At 53.3% G+C, this 16928-nt stretch carries 18 protein-coding genes; 14 read left to right on the forward strand and 4 right to left on the reverse strand.

The features are described 5' to 3' along the window. Positions 1 to 101: 101 nt before the first annotated feature. The 8 genes from NH461_RS07610 (at position 102) to NH461_RS07645 (ending at position 6915) form a co-directional block, all read left to right on the forward strand. Positions 102 to 1307 carry a TIGR02281 family clan AA aspartic protease gene (locus tag NH461_RS07610; protein ID WP_261602632.1) on the forward strand — a complete coding sequence of 402 codons (1206 nt, stop codon included), beginning with the start codon at positions 102 to 104 and terminating at the stop codon, positions 1305 to 1307. A gap of 85 nt (positions 1308 to 1392) precedes the next feature. After that, positions 1393 to 1758 (forward strand): MerR family transcriptional regulator, encoded by a 366-nt coding sequence (locus NH461_RS07615; protein WP_261602633.1) that lies wholly within the window; start codon positions 1393 to 1395, stop codon positions 1756 to 1758. A 47-nt stretch (positions 1759 to 1805) separates the two neighbouring features. Then, positions 1806 to 2375: an NAD(P)H-dependent oxidoreductase gene (locus NH461_RS07620; RefSeq protein WP_261602634.1), complete on the forward strand. Its 570-nt coding sequence runs from the start codon at positions 1806 to 1808 to the stop codon at positions 2373 to 2375. Between the two features lie 272 nt (positions 2376 to 2647). Beyond that, positions 2648 to 3199 carry a class IV adenylate cyclase gene (gene cyaB, locus NH461_RS07625; protein ID WP_261602635.1) on the forward strand — a complete coding sequence of 184 codons (552 nt, stop codon included), beginning with the start codon at positions 2648 to 2650 and terminating at the stop codon, positions 3197 to 3199. A gap of 68 nt (positions 3200 to 3267) precedes the next feature. Then, on the forward strand, positions 3268 to 4311 hold the full coding sequence (locus NH461_RS07630) for a S66 peptidase family protein (RefSeq protein WP_261602636.1): 1044 nt from the start codon (positions 3268 to 3270) through the stop codon (positions 4309 to 4311). A gap of 190 nt (positions 4312 to 4501) precedes the next feature. Beyond that, complete coding sequence (locus tag NH461_RS07635) at positions 4502 to 5254, forward strand: SDR family oxidoreductase (RefSeq protein ID WP_261602859.1); 753 nt, start codon at positions 4502 to 4504, stop codon at positions 5252 to 5254. Positions 5255 to 5288: 34 nt separating this feature from the next. After that, a complete protein-coding gene (locus tag NH461_RS07640) occupies positions 5289 to 5858 on the forward strand; it encodes a nucleotidyltransferase domain-containing protein (protein WP_261602637.1) in 570 nt (189 codons plus the stop codon). Between the two features lie 7 nt (positions 5859 to 5865). Further along, positions 5866 to 6915, forward strand: coding sequence for an AbrB family transcriptional regulator (locus NH461_RS07645; protein WP_410000104.1), 1050 nt, complete (start codon positions 5866 to 5868; stop codon positions 6913 to 6915). 32 nt (positions 6916 to 6947) lie between these two features. Here NH461_RS07645 and NH461_RS07650 read toward each other — a convergent pair whose 3' ends face one another. Beyond that, positions 6948 to 7556, reverse strand: coding sequence for a LysE family translocator (locus NH461_RS07650; protein ID WP_261602639.1), 609 nt, complete (start codon positions 7554 to 7556; stop codon positions 6948 to 6950). A gap of 104 nt (positions 7557 to 7660) precedes the next feature. Here NH461_RS07650 and NH461_RS07655 point away from each other — a divergent pair, with 104 nt between their 5' ends. Continuing rightward, positions 7661 to 8587, forward strand: a complete 927-nt coding sequence (locus tag NH461_RS07655; RefSeq protein WP_261602640.1) for a LysR substrate-binding domain-containing protein — start codon at positions 7661 to 7663, stop codon at positions 8585 to 8587. 39 nt (positions 8588 to 8626) lie between these two features. Here NH461_RS07655 and NH461_RS07660 read toward each other — a convergent pair whose 3' ends face one another. From NH461_RS07660 to NH461_RS07670, 3 genes are all read right to left on the reverse strand, one after another. Then, positions 8627 to 9676, reverse strand: a complete 1050-nt coding sequence (locus NH461_RS07660) for a ParB/Srx family N-terminal domain-containing protein (RefSeq protein WP_261602641.1) — start codon at positions 9674 to 9676, stop codon at positions 8627 to 8629. Positions 9677 to 9831: 155 nt separating this feature from the next. Further along, entirely contained in the window at positions 9832 to 10512 is a 681-nt protein-coding gene (locus tag NH461_RS07665; protein ID WP_261602642.1) for a DUF3334 family protein, read from the reverse strand. A gap of 132 nt (positions 10513 to 10644) precedes the next feature. Then, positions 10645 to 11004 (reverse strand): glutathione S-transferase N-terminal domain-containing protein, encoded by a 360-nt coding sequence (locus NH461_RS07670; RefSeq protein WP_261602643.1) that lies wholly within the window; start codon positions 11002 to 11004, stop codon positions 10645 to 10647. A 337-nt stretch (positions 11005 to 11341) separates the two neighbouring features. Between NH461_RS07670 and NH461_RS07675 the strand changes: the two genes are divergently transcribed. From NH461_RS07675 to NH461_RS07695, 5 genes are all read left to right on the forward strand, one after another. After that, positions 11342 to 12322: a response regulator gene (locus NH461_RS07675; RefSeq protein ID WP_261602644.1), complete on the forward strand. Its 981-nt coding sequence runs from the start codon at positions 11342 to 11344 to the stop codon at positions 12320 to 12322. Further along, a complete protein-coding gene (locus tag NH461_RS07680) occupies positions 12319 to 13320 on the forward strand; it encodes a diguanylate cyclase (RefSeq protein WP_261602645.1) in 1002 nt (333 codons plus the stop codon). The genes NH461_RS07675 and NH461_RS07680 overlap by 4 nt, the downstream gene beginning before the upstream one ends. 50 nt (positions 13321 to 13370) lie before the next feature. Then, positions 13371 to 13886 carry a hypothetical protein gene (locus NH461_RS07685; protein WP_261602646.1) on the forward strand — a complete coding sequence of 172 codons (516 nt, stop codon included), beginning with the start codon at positions 13371 to 13373 and terminating at the stop codon, positions 13884 to 13886. Between the two features lie 186 nt (positions 13887 to 14072). Beyond that, entirely contained in the window at positions 14073 to 14426 is a 354-nt protein-coding gene (locus NH461_RS07690; protein ID WP_261602647.1) for a DUF3802 family protein, read from the forward strand. A gap of 436 nt (positions 14427 to 14862) precedes the next feature. Then, positions 14863 to 16905, forward strand: coding sequence for a methyl-accepting chemotaxis protein (locus NH461_RS07695; RefSeq protein ID WP_261602648.1), 2043 nt, complete (start codon positions 14863 to 14865; stop codon positions 16903 to 16905). The last annotated feature ends 23 nt before the right edge of the window (positions 16906 to 16928 follow it).

Raw genomic sequence — 16928 nt, forward strand, 5'->3', positions numbered from 1 at the left:
TCATCTTCATTCCGAAGGTCGATTGTCTGCGGAAGAGTCGTTCAGACTAAGAGTTGTTCAGACGGAAGCCTTGAAAGCCAACAACCAGGGAAGAACATTGAATGTCGATTCGAAAATTACTCATAGTACTCCCGATTCTGTGGATGAGCAGCCACGGGGTGGCTGCTGATTCTGACAACCCGCACGCGAGCCAGGATACGATGACTGTTCAATCTGAAACGGTGAAAATCGAGCAATTTGCTGAGATATACACGTTGATGAAACGCGCTGAGTTTGATGCGGCTGAGCAGGCGCTCGCGCAGCGTTATCAGCAGGACAAGCAAGTTCTGCCGCTGTGGGTGGCGCTGCTGACCGAACTGGAACGTTTTGAGACGCTGCGGGAACTGGTTGCGCAGGGGATCCTGCAGGCCAGCGACGATAGCGCCGTACTGGCTCAGCTCTACCTTGATCATCCGGCCCCCGCGCTGGAATATCATGCGCCGTCCGGTGATATTCCCCTGGAAAGTCATTTCCTGGTCACACTGCCCCGCGCGGAAGTACAGATCAACGGCAAGACGTTTTACTTTGTGCTGGATACCGGCGCGTCGACCAATGTGATCACCCAGCGGGTTGCAGACAAACTGGGCATTGTCGCCGATCCGCAACACCAGGTTTCGATTGATACCGCCACCGACAATGAAGTGTTTGCTCAACTGACGATTCTGCCGTCCTTCCGGGTTGGGCCGACGACGCTGCATCATCAGCCTGCGGTGATTGTGGCGAATGAATCGCTTGAGCAGCGGTTACTGGGCGTGAGCTGGTACCAGCTCGACGGGATCATTGGCTGGCCGGTGCTGAAAAAAATGAACTTAACGTTTAACTTTGCCGATAAACGACTCCTGATTGAACGGCCGGTCAAAAAATCAGGCCAACAACCTAATTTGGTCTGGTTGTTTGATGATCCCATGGTGCTGACTCAGTCCTCGGAAAAAGGCAATTTGCTGTGGTTCTTAGATACCGGGGCGATGCGCAGCCAGGTGACGGAGCGTTATCTGACCCGTCATGCGATCGATGATCTGGACTGGAAATCCAAACAGTTCTCCGGCTTGGGCGGCAAAGGCAAGGAAGAGAAAACCGCTAATCTGGAGGCGGTCGAATTTGCTTTCCCGTCCGCCACGGTGATGGTGGAAGACATTGAGGTCCGGGTCGAACATGAAGACTGTAAGCACAGTCTGTGCGATGGCCGGATTGGGGTCGATACGGCGAAAAAACGCCTCATGAATATCGATTTCTACAACGGCCACTTTGATGTCCGGGACATTGAATAGGAAACTCCACGTCTGATGCAGCCAATCTGCATCAGACGTGAACCATACGGCACTGTTCGGTGTCATCGGGAGGATAATAAATCAGATGTATATTGGAGCCGTCGCCAAACAAACCGGGCTCTCGGTGAAAGCTATTCGCCTGTACGAGCAAAAAGGCTTGATTCAGCCACCGGCGAGGCATGGCCGCTATCGCGTGTACCGTGCTCAGGAGGTGGAAGCGCTGAAACTGATTGTGGAAGCCAAATCATTGGGCGTGACCCTGGCTCGGCTGAAGGATGTCATTGTTTACCAAAATGGCGAGCTCGACTGGCAGCGAATCGGCTTGTTCCTGGCTGAGGTCAAGCAATCGCTTGAGCAGGAAAAGCAGGCTCTGGAAGCGAAAATTGCGCAGGCTGATCTATGTCTTCAGTCGCTCAATGCTTGTCCGAAAATGCTTGACTCTGCCCTTTAGGGCAGACCGTAGAATCATTGTCTCAACACTGACAGGAGAAAGAGACAATGAAGATGATGGTACTCAACGGCAACCCGAAAAAAGACAGCCTTAGCCGTCACTTGGCCGATATTTATGAAGTGGAAGCCAGGGAAGGCGCCGAGGTTCGACGCTTTAATTTGAGTCAGATGGCGTTCAACCCAAGCCTGGACATTGGATATGACTCGGATCAGCCACTGGAACCCTGCCTGGTTGAGTTTCAGAACGCGTTAACCTGGGCCGATCATCTGGTGATTGTCGCGCCGATCTGGTGGGGTGGCGTGCCCGCGAAATTGAAAGGGCTGATTGACCGAACGTTTCTGCCGGGTTTTGCTTTTCGTTATGCGTCGGGCTCTCCGGAGCCGATCCCGCTGCTGGCCGGTAAAACCGCACGCCTGATCCTGACCATGGACGCCCCGGAGACTTTCCTGGCGGAGCAAGCGGCGCCCGTGCTGGCGCAACTGGATCGTTATACGTTGCAATTTAGCGGGATCGCACCGGCTGAGGTCGATCTGTTTGGCTCAGTGATTATGGCGGATGAGGCGCAGCTTCAGCAGTGGGGAGAGACGGTCCGGTCCCACGGGGTTGCCTGCCGATAAACTTTGGCTGCTCTGGAGGCGCGTTGCCGCTACATCGGCACCGCTCTTCGACACAGCGCTTCGGAACAGGGCTTCGGAACAGGACATCGTGAAAGGCGCTCCGCAATGAGCGCCTTTTTGATCCGGCTTGCTGACAGATCATCCAATCGTTCAGACCTTCCAGATTATCATGGTTAGAAACACTCATGTTTTCCTGAAGAACAGTTCATTTACACCATGAGGCCGTCTTTTGATAGGATGACGAGTCAGAATCAATCAGATAGGGAATTCATGTGAGCCAAGGCCACTTTGAAGGAAAATATGAAGTCGAGCTGAAGTACCGGCTGCCATCCAAAGCCAATTTTATGGCTACTTTAGACCAACTGGAGCATGAGGTGATGTTGGTCGAGAATACCGAGCAGGATCATTACTTTGATCTTCCGGATCATTCGCTGGCTCTGGGAAACAAAAGTGTCTGTATCCGTCGGATGATGCCGTCCGGTATTCAACTGTGGATCGTTAAAGGACCGGAGAAAGATCGTTGTGAAGCGGTGAATATTTCCGACTGTGACAAGGCGGAAAGCATGCTGACGACCATGGGGTATCAGTGCGTTCTGAAAATGCACAAAACCCGCAGTATTTATTTTATCGATGAATTTCATATCACAGTCGATCAGCTGGACGGGATCGGCGACTTTGCCGAGTTTGCTATCATGACTGATGATGAATCCCGGCTCGATGACTACCAGCAGCAACTGACCCAACTGGCCAGTCAGTTCGGGTTGGCCGCACAACATCTCGAACACCGCTCTTATCGTGAGCTGTATACCCAGTCTCTCGGGTAGTCCCCGTCTTCCCGGTAACGGGCTGTGTAGCACGACTTTTGAGCACCATTGATACAAGGAACCGTTTCATGACATGGATGAACATGCGTTATCCCCGGCCGTTGGCGCCGGGTGCCACCATTGCGGTCACAGCTTTTTCAGCAGGGGTACCTGAGGCGTGCCACCCGCGGCTGGAGATTGTACTCGCTCATCTCAGAGCGCAGGGGTTTCGGGTGATTGAGGGGCGGTGCCTGCGTGAGAATATCATGCATGTCAGCGCACCGAAGGAAATCCGGGCCCGGGAGCTGATGCAATTTCTCTGTGACGACACCATCGATGCGGTGATGCCGCCCTGGGGTGGCGACTTTGCGATGGCGCTGTTGCCGCTGCTGGATTTTGAACGCTTGGCCGCTGCCAGGCCCAAATGGCTGATTGGCTTTTCTGATATCAGCACCTTGCAGATGGTTCTGACGACCCGACTGGGTTGGGCCACTGCCCATACAGCGAATCTGATGCAGCTGCATCCCGAGGAGCAGGAACCGCTGACGTGTGGTGTGTTTGACTGCCTGAACCACGCAGCCGGAGAGAGTATTGTCCAGCAGTCTTCGACAGCGTATCAAATGTCAGGAGAGTTGTTTGCCGACAATCCAAATGCCGTGCTGTCCCTGACGGAACCGACTCTCTGGCAGGTGTTGGGCGATACCGATACGGCCAAAGTTCAGGGGCGCCTGATCGGCGGGTGTCTGGATACCTTGTGTCATTTAGCTTCTACGCCATATTTAGACCTGGCAGCGTTGCATCGTGCTTCCGATGAGAAGGGCGTGTTGCTCTACTTTGAAAATGCCGAACTGCCGCCGACCGTGTACTTACGCACATTGCTGGGGATGAAATATCAGGGCATTTTCAAAGGGCTGAACGGGATCATCATTGGTCGTAATGCTGTGCCGAAGGCACAAGGGCAGGACATCGACAGCGATGAAGCGCTGTTCCAGGCATTGGCTGATTTACCCGTGCCGGTCATTTACGATGCGGATATCGGCCACTTGCCTCCGAATCTCACTTTAGTGAACGGCGCTTATGCGCAGCTGCGGGTCGAAGGCGGCCTAGCGACGCTGAAGCAAACACTTTGCTAAACCCGGTGAGAGATTCCCGGGTGATTCGCTGGCTGATGAAGCAAATCATGAAATACGCCTCCTGAGAAAGTACGGTTACATCTCGTTAACTACTGTTGCGATTTTGTGTGACAAGTAAGCATTGAGTTTGATATGGTTCGGACGTCAACTCAGGTACGTCACCTGAGAAACGGATGGTAAGAGATTGATGATGAACCAGAAAAAAGTCGCAGTGATCACCGGTGCCAGCCGGGGGATCGGTGCAGAAACGGCCCTGCTGTTTGCCCGAATGGGCTACGCGGTTTGTGTGAACTACCGGACGGATCATGAGGCGGCCGAGCGGGTTGCCGACGAAATTCGTGCGATGGGCGGTCGGTGCATCACGGTCCAGGCTGATGTCTCGCAGGCCGATGACGTCGAAGCGCTGTTTGCCCGGGTCGATCAGGAACTGGGCACCTTAACGGTGCTGGTGAATAACGCCGCGATCTTGCAGCCTCAGTGTCGGCTGGATGAAATGACGGCCGAGCGGATCAATCATATCCTGACGGTCAATGTGACCAGCTGTTTCCTCTGTTGCAAAGCGGCGGTGCTGCGGATGTCAACACGTCACGGAGGTCAGGGCGGCACGATCGTCAATGTCTCTTCCGGCGCTGCACGGAGCGGATCTCCGAATGAATATATCGACTATGCTGCATCGAAAGGGGCGATGGATACCCTGACCAAGGGACTGTCGCTGGAGGTGGCTGCGGAAGGGATCCGGGTCAATGGCGTGCGTCCCGGGCTGATTTATACCGACATGCATGCTGCTGGCGGCGAGCCGGGCCGGGTGGATCGACTGAAATCGAAGATCCCGATGCAACGGGGTGGCGAAGCCCATGAAATTGCTGAAGCGATCTACTGGCTGGCCTCTGAGAAATCTTCGTTCTCGACCGGATCCTTTATCGATCTCGCCGGCGGGTTATAACCCGAAACAATCCCATCGATCACAAGGAGTCACGATGACACCGGATGTTCAGGCTCTGGGACTGGAAGGGCTGCCTTTACAGCAGGCGCTGGTCGCATCAGCAATCGACGCATTTTACCCGGATGAAGATGTCCTGGCTGCGGTTTTGGTTGGCTCTCTGGCGAAAGGACGCGGTGATCGGGTTTCCGATGCCGATATTATTGTGCTAACGACCCGGGGGCGCCATGGCCGGGCAGAGGACTTGTTCCAAAAGTTTGAAGCGGAGAAGGCGATCTTCTATACCCTGACAGGAGAGCACAACGGGACGGTAAGCTTTCGCAAATATTTGTTTGAGGATCTGACCAGTGCAGAAATTCATTGCCTCGATCTCGCCGAGCCGTTCTTGTTCTGTCAACCCTACCGGGTTTTGTTTGATAAAGCGGATCTGATCCGCCAGCGATTATCTGATGATCCGGCACCAAAACATGAAGATTTCCCGGCTTATACCAGTGGTGATGACGGCCTGATCTGGGAGCTGTTTGACTGTATCAAGTGGCTCAGTCGGGGCAATACGGATTTGGCCAAAGGTTATCTGAAAAAACTGGCGCATCAGCTGGATGAATAAGCCGGAAATGAATGGCGGCACGTTGGCATCATATCGGGCGCTGTTGAAAAGTGCGGGGGTGGCCCTGACGGGCGCCGCACTGGGGCTGCTGAGCGGGATCCCGCTGGGTGAGTTGTTTGGTGCGGCGCTGGCGGTTGTCATCGCCAGACAGACCACCGGGATGCCCACGAACCTTCCGGGATGGGTCTTGACCGCAGTGCAGCTGATCCTGGGCGTCAGTGTCGGTGCTGTCGTGAAGTTCGAGCAGCTGGTCACCACCATGACCTGGCCGGCCGTGGTTGGACTCGGGCTTTGTCTGACCTGCCAGATGGCAATCAATTACTGGTGGCTGCATGCCAAAGAAGGGTGGACGCCGTTTGAATCCCTGCTCGGGGCTGTTCCGGGGGCAATGGCTGCGATTTTGATGGTCAGCGAAACGCATGCCAAACCCTCGGCAAAAATCGTTTTTTCCCACTCGGTCCGATTCTTCATTTTGGTTGCCGTTGCCGCGGTCATTTCCTGGTGGCTGCCGATTGATTCGGCGGCGGCTCAGGCGCCGTCGGCAGTCTTCTGGCCGGGACTGCTTGCGGTGCTGATCGCCAGTCTGCTGCTGGGGAAGTTGGTGGAACGGCTGGGCTTTCCGGCACCGTATATGGTCGCCGCGTTACTCTGTGCTGCGGTGTCGAATTCGTTGTTTCCGGACTGGGTGCTCCATGTTCCGGCGATGATGCTGATCTTGGCCACGGCTATGCTGGGGGCGTTAATCGGCAGCCGTCTGGCGCAGACGACACTTCGTGAAGCGATTCGCTATGCCCGGGCCGGTTTGATTGTGACCCTGTTCGGTTTACTGGTGACGGTGATTTTTGCATGGGTATGGTCGCATCTGATCGGGAGCAGTCCGGTGGTTCTGTTGCTGGCTTGGGTGCCGGGGAGTGTTGAAGCCATGACCGCTGTGGCGTTACTGCTGGGGCTGGAACCGGTCTTTGTAATGGTGAATCATATTGTCAGACTCCTGATCCTCCACGCGCTGCCGGTAGTGCTGAAATCACAACTGGCGCGCGTGGCGAATCATTCCTAGCCGAATATGCTCATCCACTTTGAAGGGGTGAACTAGTCGGTCGCCAGTAGAGCGCCGAAGGTCATCAGGCCGGCACCGCAAACCTGGTCGAAACGTTTCTTGACCTTCTTAAGCCGAGATTGCAACGGCGCGGAGGTGAACAGCAGGGCAACCAGCGCAAACCAGATCCCGTGCAGCGCCATCATATAGAGCCCGTAACCGATAGCCGTGAGCTGGCTGCTGTCATCCGGAGAGATCACCTGGCTGAAGATACTGAGGAAAAACAGCATGGTTTTGGGGTTGAGGACATTACACAAAAAACCTTGTGACAGGTAGCGCAGCCCGGCAACACGGGCAGTCTCGTTGGTCTGCGTATCCAGCGTATTGTTCGCGGTCAGAATGCCTTTCAGGCCTAAATAGATCAAATAGCCTGAACCGGCATAGCGGATGGCGGTAAACAGTGTTTCATTCTGTGAAATAAGGTAACTGATCCCCAGCACGGAATAGCTGATGTGGACACTAATCGCCAGACTGATCCCCAATGCTGTCCAGAGTCCGGCGGCTCTCCCAGCTCCGATGCTGTTTTTCAACACCAAAACAAAATCAGCGCCAGGACTCATCACAATGAGTAAGCCCAGCAGTGCAAATCCAAGTATCTCCATGAAATCTTCCTGTGATTGTATTGATTGAACGGTATGATTGTAACCAGCCCGGTCGCTCTTTATAATCGAAATTAACTCTCTTGATATGTGAGAAAAATTCACGGATGAGGCATCTCAAAGCATTTCATATTTTCCATGTTGCGGCCGGATCGACGAGTTTTACCGAAGCCGCCAATCGGCTGGCAATCACCCACGGTGCGGTGAGCAAGCAAATTAAGCTGCTGGAAGCGTATCTGTCACAGTCGTTATTTGAACGGCAGGGCAGGCATGTGGTGCTGACCGCCGCAGGAAAGCAGCTGCATCGCTATACGACACAGGCGTTTGAAGCATTGGAGTCCGGGGTTAGCGCGCTTGCACAAAGCAATGAGCGATGTCTGGAGGTTTCCTGTGAGCCGACACTGACCATGCGCTGGTTAATGACCCGGCTGTCTGATTTTTATCAGCAGCACCCCGGTACGGATATTCGTTTGTCGACGGCTGGCGGGCCGGTCACGCTGGGCGCGACCGGGCTCTCCATGGCCATTCGCCGGGATGATTTTGATTTACGTGCTGATTATCTCAGCCAGTCTCTGGTGGAAGAGTGGGTGGGGCCGGTGTGTTCTCCGGCCTACTGGCAGTCGATGCAAACGACGCCGCAGCACATCAAGCTGCTCCACAGCCAGACCCGGCCACAGGCATGGGCGGAATGGGCAACCAAATCGGGCGCTGGCTGGATTGAGCATCAGGCGCAGCAATCTTTCGCACACTTTTACTTTTCCTTGCAGGCCGCAGTCGACGGGCTCGGGATGGCGATTGGCTCTTATCCCCTGGTAGTGGATGATGTGAAGCGGGGAAACCTGATCGCGCCGTTCGGGTTTAGTCGTTCGGGGCACCGTTATGTGTTGTTAAGCCTGCAAGCACACCAGGACATCGCTCTGGAGCAACAATTTACGGCCTGGATACGGGATCAGTTCACCGCCTGTGTACCTGAAGCGCAGGAGCGCGGTTCAGACGGCGTGATCGATTCAGGTAACATTTTCGGCTCAGGCTAAACCCTCGGCTCAGGCAACCCCCCTGGCTGATGCACTGCATTAAGGTTCTGTTTTCTCTTTGCTCTCCGTGGCTTCCGTTGCGGCTTTTTCCTTGGTTTCGGCCTGCTCTTTTTCCAACAGGCGCTTCGGTGTCGATTTTTCTTTCAGTGCCCGACGATAGGCCATCGCCTGGTTGAAATCAGAGTTCTCGTCGTCAATCAGCGCTGCCAGCGCCTTGCTGTCGGTCTGACTTAACTTGCCCATCGCTTTGGCCGTCTGGCCGGATTTGGCGACATTGGCATCCTCGTCCAGATCGACCATCACGGTGGCTGCCTCCGCCAGCGCGGCAGCGTATTCATCCGGCACATTGAGGTCATACTCGCTGATTTTCATGTGCTTGCGGATTTCCTGTGCCCAGTGATATTCAAAGAACGGGATGGCATCTTCGGGCTTTTTATAGCTAATGCCGTTAAGGAACAGCACCAGGGACAGGTACTTATCATGCTTGAGCTGCTTTCTGCCCAGGTATTCAGGGAGATCGTCTGCACCGATTTTTTTACCTTTGGCGTTATACAGCCAGAGTTCATGATCCTGATTCATTTCCGCCCAGAAATCATCCCCGGACTCGATCAGGTTGTGGGTGACTTTGATGGTTACCGGAACACTGGTGCCGCCGTTGGGCATGTCCCAGAAGGTCGACAGCAGGTGATGGCCCTTGGTGAGATAAAGCAATCCGTCTTCCGGGCCGACCACGACGGTATTGAGCGCGTCTTCTGACTGCCCGGCTTTCCCTGCACAAGTATAGGAGTCCGGTTGAGTGGGCTTGGATTTTTTGGACCAGTCTTTCACGCCTTTTGCACCATTGGCGCGGCATAAATCGTCGTAGACCAGCTTCGGTTCGTTCTGGTATCGGTTGAGTCTGGCGTACTGCCAGTCATAGCTGAGTACGGCTTGTGTCGGCAGCAGTTGGTCCAATGCGACAGTGACAACGTCACCGGATTGGAGTTTCGCATAAGGGCTTTCTTCCTCATCGGCATGTGCCGGAAGCAGCACCAGAGTTGTGGTGATGATGAGGGGGTAGAACCGGAAAAAGTCACGAAGACCTGGCATATCGCAGCACTCACAAAGACGAATCACATCATGAGTCTAGCAATCGTGAGCGGTGGGGTCGTGTTTAAGAAATAATAAACCCGAGTCACCTGTGATAGACAGGGTGCTCGGGTTTGATCGGTGTGCTGATTTCGGGCCGTCAGCCAGCGAGAGGCTTACAGGCCGAGTTCATCCAGCAGATCGTAGTCAACGTCAACGGCTGCCGCCGCAGCCGTGGCTTTTTCAGCCTGGGCTTTTTTGGCGTTCTCGATAATGCTATCCGGATCGATGTCTTCATGCTGCTCGAAGTCTTCCAACTGGATGAACTCCGTTTTATCCATCGCCAGCTCCAGATAGAAAATGTTGCCTTTCTCGGTCGTGAAGCTGACCCGGCGTGCCTGTGGGCGATCCAGGTTGGTATCGACAGACAGCAGGATCTGCTTGTTCAGTGCCAGCATTTTCGGCTGGTTCTGCATAATCGAGATCCGCAGTTCACGACGGATCTTGCTGGTGAAATCACCCACCACCTGGTTCATCAGCTCACCCAGGACATCGGCGACTTCGTCGGACGTGTGGTGAATGGCCAGGTCATCTTCGGGGATCCCCATTTTCAGCATGTAGTTCTGGTACAGCTCCAGTGCCGCCTGTTGGGAGAAGTTATTGACGACCAGGCCGGTAAAACCGCCGTCAAACAGAACGAAGCAGCCGATATCAGGCTTGAGGCTGGTTTTGTTGATCTTCTGTACCATGGCCGAGTAACCGACTTGGCTGTCCGTCGCCGTCGATAAGACCGTTGCAATGGACTGGCAGAGTTTCAGAAGAATGTCGTCCGTCGTAATCGTTTTGGTTTTTTTCATTGTCTCAGATACCTAGCTAGCTTTGCCTGCAGTGTGCCATAGCGTGTATTGATGGCATAAACAGGGATGAAGCAAATTGATATAGCTCACTGTTTTGGTTCGCAAACGCGGGCAAGCATGCCCGGTGGCCTCTTAGGCGAAGCGCTGTTCCAAATAATTAACGATATCGGCAGATTCATACATCCACTCGACTTCGCCATTGTCCTGCTCGATTCGCAGACAAGGGACTTTGCGTTTGCCGCCGCCGTTCATGAGTTCCTGCTCCCACATGGTTTGCTTGGCATCACGGGTTTGCAGCGGCAGATTCAGGCGTTTCGCTGTCCGGCGCACTTTCACGCAAAACGGACACGCCTCAAATTGATACAGTTGGATCTGGCGCATTTCATCATTGATGCGTTGCTGCTGGGAGGCTTCCCGTTTGACGGGTTTAGGCGAGAAAACAGCATTAAAGAGCAAAATGAGGCGTCCGAGAATCCAGCGGATAACTTGCATGGTGGGGCATGTCCTTGATGTGATGAGTTTGGGGAAGGATTGTATTACAAGCCGTTCGAATTGGTAACTAAAAAGTACCCGGTGTTACCGGTGGCCGGATTGAACCTCATGGAGGCCAATTTTGCTCAAAGTTGGCCGTAAATTTGGGGGTATCTTCGCTGAAAAATGTCACTTCGGGTGATTTTTGGATAGGTCGATCTTTTGTCAAAAAATGCGATATTGGTTCCTGAAAAGTCGATCCAGCTCACTTATTAAAACTATTTCATAGTGTCAAATTAGGAATATGGCATTGGTCGATTATGATTAGGGTGTCATTAAGTAGAGGGAACGGACGTCAGTGACTATAACGCATAACATTCTTATCTGTGACGACTCTCCGGTAGTACACCGGGCGATGTCGCGGATCTTATCCGGGCAGCCCGCGGTGTCTCTGTTTTTTGCTGAAAACGGCAAAGAGGGTCTGGAATGTCTTGCGAGCCAGGCAATTGACATTATGTTCCTGGATTTGACGATGCCGGTTATGGACGGCTTTGAGGTGCTTACGGCGTTATCGACCAAGGCCCACCAGACCAAAATCATCATCTTGTCGGCGGATGTCCAGCGACAGGCCATGGAACGATGCATTGCCCTGGGGGCGCACCAGTTTCTGCCGAAACCGTTTGATCCGCTGCATTTAGTCTCTGTCCTGACTCCGCTGGGGATCAGCCTGCAGGAAGTGAAGACGGAGTATCCCGGCTTTCCGAGCAATGATGACTATTACATGCAAGCGTTCAAAGAGGTCGCCAATGTGGCACTCGGACGGGGCGCGGCCATTATCTCGGATCATTTCGGTGAATTTATCAGGATGCCGCTGCCCAATGTGGCGAGCTTAACGCCGGGCGAGTTGGAAATGACGATCGATGATATCCGCCAGCAAAGTGAGCTGGTGGCGATTGCACAACGGTTTATCGGTGGTGGCATCCATGGTGAGGCCCTGGTCTGTCTGCGGGGTAAAGATGTCGAGCAATTTGGTGCCCGCTTGGGCTTCAGCCAGGTCGATGAGCACAAGAATGAAATTGTCATCGATATTGCGAATCTGATGGTGTCTTCGTTTTTGGGCGCACTGTCGGAGCAGATGAATATCCCGTTTTCGGTGCGCCAGCCGATTATGCTGGAAGACTATATGATCTGGGGGGATGGTGAATCTGTCTCGACTGAACTGTTTACGGTGGAGTATACCTATCGTGCCGAGTCGATGGATCTGGAGTGCGACGTGTTGTTTATGATGGATAACAACTCAACCAAAGTCATTAAAAAAGTAATGGATACCTTACATTGAATCAAGTAACGCTTTCAGACTTTCACCTCACCATGCAGGTCCTGGACAATATTGATGCCGGGGTGGTGATCATGGATAAATCACATCAGGTGTGGGCGTGGAATTCATTCATGCAGGCTTACAGTGGTATCACCTCGGATCGCATCATTGGCAAGAACCTGTTTGAGGTCATGACGGATCTTCCGGTTGCCTGGCTGAAGCAGAAAATTGATTCGACGTTTAAGCTCAGGATGCGTTCTTTCAGCTGCTGGGAAGATCGACCCAGCATCTTTCATTTCAAGAATTTCAGCCCGGTGACCGGTGGTGCATCCCTGATGTATCAGAACATGACCCTGACGCCGCTCAAGTCCTTGAACGGGGAATTCAGTCATATCTGCCTGACCATCACCGATGTCTCGGATATTGCGAAAAGTAAAACCCACCTTCGAGAGTCCAACGAGCAACTGACGCACCTGAGCATGACCGACCGGCTGACGCAGCTCTATAATCGGGGACACTGGGAAGCTTGTCTGGCCGAAGAGTTCGAGCGCTGTCGCAACGCAAATATTCCGTCGACCCTGGTGATGTTTGATATCGACCACTTCAAAAAGGTCAATGATACCTTTGGCCATGTGGCCGGTGATGGGGTGATCCGAACCGTTGCCAGCTTGTTGCGCCGCACCAAACGGCAAAGCGATATTGCCGGCCGTTATGGCGGCGAGGAGTTCGGCGTGATTTTGCCCGGCACGTCTGCGGAATTGGGACTGTATTTCACCGAGCGCCTGAGAACCCGCATTGAAGATGCGTCCGTCTCAGTGGATGTGCGCAGCATCAATGTCACGATCAGTCTCGGGATCTGTGAGTGGGCGCCTTGGATGCAAGGCTACGAGCATTGGCTGGAGTTGTCGGACCGCGCTTTGTACCACTCGAAACAAAATGGTCGGAATCAGACCACAGTCTTTAGCAAGGAATTGGGTGACGGGTGTACGCGCCACCTGAAGCAACAAGGGTTCCGTTAATCCGGTTTTGCCTCGGAGTGACGTGGGTCTGGCGAAAAGGGGCGTCAGTCATGAGTCAAGAAACACAAGCGATTCTTACATTTTTAAAGCAAATCGGGCTCCCGTTTGAGTTGGCGCCGCTGCAAGGGAAAACCTTTCTTCCCGGAGTAAAGTTAGTGGCGAGTCGGCTGGTGATTGATGAAGAGCAGCTGCTGTACCCGGGTGATATTCTTCATGAAGCCGGACATTACGCGGTTTGTGATCCCCAGGATCGCCACTTATTAGACGGTGATATCTACAAGAACGGTATCACTCACGGCCGGATGAAAGACCGAATGCATGGCGAGGAAATGGCGGCGATAGCCTGGTCTGTCGCGGCGATTCAGCATATTGGTCTGCCGCTTGAAGTCGTGTTACATGCTGATGGATACCGGGGCGCCAGCTCGAGTTTGATTAAGGCGTTTCGTGAAGGCGGTGGGTTTGGCTATCCGCTGCTCAATGCCTGGGATATGACGTGTCCGGAGCAGGGGTTCCCCGTGATGCAGCGCTGGATCCGGGAATTGTCCTGGATGACGCCGGAGAGTTGATACCGCGCCCTTGCTGACGAATTTTTGAGGGAAGCAGGCCTTTTCAGCAACATTGCGGTTGTTTTCTGTGCGGTCAACGCGATTTCTTTTGCGATCTTTTACCGGAAGCGTCTGCAAGGGTGTTGTAATTTTGGCGAGACTTCTTAGAATTGAAGCAAATACACACTACTACTGCCGAAAAGTGTTATGGTTGTTGAGTCTGAAGGATATCACGCGCTGATAGAGTACTTTACTGAGCATTTATCTTTGTTTGAGAATGCCAGTAAAGATGGGAGTAATGAGACGGTAGAAGATGTTGTCACTGATCTGATTGCGACTAATCTTATGGCGGTTTTTTCGCAAAATCCTGACTTGGAAGCGGAATTTCGCTTCAAGTTAATGCAAGAGGCCGATGCCGTGGTCGAGGACTTAAGCGAAGTTCTGGCGGGGGCGTGGCAGTGTTGCCCGACCAATGAGCAAATTGCATTTCTGGAAGATTATATCGGACTGGTAAAAAACCTGTTCGATAGTGCGATTAGTCAACAAGTTTGCCGGGGCTGATGGGCTAAGGCATTGACCTGATTTCATGAAAAGAGAAGGCAGCTTTGGCTGCCTTCTCTTTTTTGCGCGTTTGGTCACGATTTCCCTTGCAACTCAGGTGACACCGCGCGTCTTTGGTACAGATTCGTATGTTTTGTCGCCGGTTTTACGCCGTTTATGTCCCTGCGGCATCCTTTCATTGGAATTATCATGCAAATCTCCCTGATCTAATTGATAAAAAGCATACTGTGAAATAATTTTGTCATAGTCCTCAAGTAGTTTAGCGGCCGCATCATTGGAACAAGATCACGGTTATGTGCCGGTGGTCTTGTGAGTCCGGCTGAACTATTTCTTCCTCTACCGCAGTGGTTTATCGCTCTTCAGCCTGATTCATAGCTTATTAAAACTGAAACCTTTGCCAGTAATAATAGCGCCAGGTAAATCAGGGACTTTACTCATGAAACAAACCAAGCTCGGCAAATCCAGGCTATCGATTGTCACGTCTATCCAAATCGTTTTTGTACTGCTTGTCTGTATGGGCGGCATGCTGTCGTACTTCGGAAATAAGGGGCTGAATGATGTCTCAAGGGAGTTCGAGACACTCAGCAAGCAGGCTTTACCGGTGGCGATGAACAATGCTGAGATTGTTCAGGGCTCGATGCAAACGGCCCAGCGCTTAGCTGAGGTGTTTAACAGTGCATCCGTCGAAGAGCTGGAAGCGGCTGCGAACCAGCTCAACCGTGATCAGCAAAGTGTGATCACCGCAATCAATGAACTCGGTGCACTGGCCGAGCAGTATCAAATCAGTTGGCTGATGGAAGATGTCGCCCGGGTCAAGCAAGGGCTGAACCAACTGCGGTCGATGTCGCAGACATTGCGTGACTCTCAGCAGCAAATTCTGGAGACCAAGGCGCAAATTATCAGTGATAAAGCGATGATGAATTATGCGGTGTCCGGAGTCAGGGCGGAGATGAGCCGACTGGGGATGGACCTGTATGCGGGAAATCCAACGGGTTTGAATCATGTCAATAACTTCGTCAATCACTCGCTGGAGATGGCCAGTAAACTGATTGCCTTGTTGATTGAAACCGATGTGGCGACAGCGGAGAAACTGGCCAAAGAGCTCAAACGCACCAATCTGGCCGGGATGAACTATGCCTGGCGTGAGCTCACGCAAATTGATAGTCGTATCGAAGATTACACCAGCGTGACTGTCCCGTTTGATATGGTGAAAGCCTTGTACACCGAGGAGGGGCTAGTCGCGCGGCATCTTCATGTGTTGCAGCTGATGGAAGCGCAGGCGCTGAAGGTCGAAGAGGCGCGCGGACTCATTGCCTCGGTGATGAATGAAGTCGATACCCTGACCGAAGGCGCCAATGCGATGGTGAGCCAGGGCAAGCAAGGGGTCAGCCAGGCGAGTGAAAAAGCCATAACGCTGTTTGTCACTCTGAGTATTGCCGGACTCATTCTGGCGGTGGCAGCGAGCAGCTGGATCAGCCACACGGTCAGAAGCTCACTGAAGAAAATTGACCGGGTGGTGAAAGCGACCAGCAACGGGGATCTGACCGCACGGGCGACACAAAATGCCCCGAAGGAGTTCGCGGTCCTGGGTGGTTTGCTGAATCAGTCCAATATCAACAACAGCCGGATCTTGGGGAAACTGGTTGAAAACAGCAACAGCCTGAACACCGCAGCCGAGAGCAGCCAACAAGCCGCATCGGCTTCCCGGATCGCCCTGAAAGAGCAAAGTGATGAGCTGGCGACGATTGCCACGGCAATCAACCAGCTGGAATGCTCGATCAAAGAGATTGTTTCCAGTACCTCAGAGTCAGAAGCGGAAGCGGAAAAAGCGCATGAGCTGGCATTGCAAGGGGTCCGGATCATCGAACGCAGTACGACCGGGCTACGCTCGCTGGATCAGCAATTTATTGTCAATGAGCAACGCATGGCTGAGCTGGGCAACCATGTCAATAAAATCACCGAGGTGGTGGAGCTGATCAGCTCGATTGCCGATAACACCAACCTGCTGGCTCTGAATGCAGCGATTGAAGCTGCCCGGGCCGGTGAGCAGGGGCGCGGTTTTGCCGTGGTTGCGGATGAAGTCCGGAAGCTGGCCAGCCAGACTAACCAGCAAACTGAATCGATCCGCAAGACCATTGCTGAGCTGCACCGGGCAGCGAAAGATGCCAACGAAGCCATGGTCGTCAGCCGCTCGGAAATGACCGCTTCGATCGATTTGAGCAGCGAAGTGCAGATTGCCATCGATCAGATCCAAAAGATGATCGCATCGATCAACGACAAGGTGATCACCATTGCCGCTGCGACCCAGCAGCAGGAAAATGCGTCGGTTGAAGTCGGCCGCAGTGTCGAGCAGGTGGCGAACCAGGCGAAAACCAACAGCCGCCAGCTGAAAACCCTGGTGAAAGAAGCCAGTACCGTGGCGGAAGTGGCGCACCAGCAACAGGATCTGTTGTCGAATTATCAGCTGCAATCGGCTTAACCGCGCAGAAGTTTTCATTGCAA

Source organism: Photobacterium sp. TY1-4 (assembly GCF_025398175.1).
Lineage (GTDB): Bacteria > Pseudomonadota > Gammaproteobacteria > Enterobacterales > Vibrionaceae > Photobacterium.